The 1,502-nt window shown below is 38.1% G+C and carries 1 protein-coding gene and 1 pseudogene; both read left to right on the top strand.

From position 1 onward, the window contains the following. Nucleotides 1-779: KGGVGR-motif variant AAA ATPase (locus ACWATR_RS39955; protein WP_460345902.1), on the top strand; the 779-nt coding region annotated here is incomplete at its 5' end. Then, nucleotides 776-1,502 (top strand): annotated as a pseudogene (locus ACWATR_RS39950) (RNA methyltransferase); the annotation flags it as partial. The gene ACWATR_RS39955 and the pseudogene ACWATR_RS39950, both read left to right, overlap by 4 nt.

The raw sequence follows: 1,502 nt of genomic DNA, 5'->3' as shown, positions 1-1,502 counted from the left end.
GTGTAACTGATTATTTATTGGAAAAGAAAATTCAACAAGACGATTGGAAACTGCGTACTCATCTCACAAGCATTAATGAGCAGACTTTGCTAGGAGACGATGGTGAAAGTATACAATTACTTCCGGCTGGAACCGTGGATGAAAATTATTTGGAGAAGTTAGCCAGATTGGACTTTCAGAACCTTGTTGATGGTGAACTGCAAAGTACAATGCAAAATATGTTAAGAGAATTGGAAAGTGCAGTAAGACCTTTAGATTTTATTTTGATGGATGCGCGGGCTGGTTTTCACGATATTGGTGGCTTGGCTATCTCTGCTCTCTCCCATGCAGCAGTCATCTTTGGTACTCAATCACGTCAAAGTTGGGCTGGACTAACTCATGTTATTCGACATTTAGCAAGCCCTGGAGTTGATGAGCGTTTACCGTTGATTCTTGTACATTCGATGGCTCCATCAATCGGAATGTCAGGACGAGAAACAGAATTGCAAGAATTTCGGGACATAGCCTACATACATTTTCAAGAAAACTATTACTCTGAAGATGAAGATGTCCCTAATCCTAACGATAAAGAAGCACCATTTTTTCCTATCGTGGTTTCCTATCAGGAGAGTCTACGTGGAGACATAGCTCTTTTTTTTCGCAACTCAACTCCAGAAGAATCAAATCGACTGTCAGACCTCGTAAAGATAATGACTAATTCTCCTTATCAGGAGATTGCAGAAAAGTTATGTATACTTTTTGGGCGTGAATTTAAAAACGTAGCTAAATTGAAAGTATGAGTGAATTTAATAAGCAAAAACTACTCGAATTAATCGTGGATATCGCCCCCGGCTGGGGCACTGCTGAACACGAAAGTGATAATGAAGATAAATTCTTAAAAAACTTTTTACCTATAGCAGATTATCGTCTTGTTTTAGAACCCAATACATTATTAATACTAGGAGGACGTGGAGTAGGAAAAACCGAATTATTCCGTTTACTCGCAATTCCTTTAGGACGAGAATCCTTGGTTGAAAGCTTGGGAGTCAGATCCTTGCCTACTTTGAGTAAAACAACATGGATAGCTGGCTTTGGAAGGAGCCGCAAAGCCGAAAAGCGATTTCCAACGCCAGAGAGTGTTGAAAGACAAATGGATAAGGCTACAAATATTGAATGGCGTAGCTTCTGGATTGGTTTAATTTTAGGCGGCTTATTACAGCAAGAAGATTTTAAATTCAAAGATTTTCTTATTGAACAAATAGAGACAGAAATAGCTAACATTCTTAGAGATGACTTATCTCGTATATCAATTTGGCAACCTATTGTCAATCAAAATCTTGAAAAATTAAATTCTGTATTAGATAAATTAGATCAAAAACTTATGGAAGCAGATGATTGGTTATTTGTCACTTATGATGAATTAGATCGATTAGTTGCTTCCTATACTGCTTTAGCAAGCCCAATTCGTGAACTTTTAGCTTTGTGGCTAGATCGATGGAGACGTTGGGATAGAATACGACCCA

The sequence above is a fragment of the Nostoc sp. UIC 10890 genome (assembly GCF_054786515.1).
Note: the sequence above shows the minus strand (reverse complement) of the source record. Positions and strands in the feature narration are given on the sequence as shown.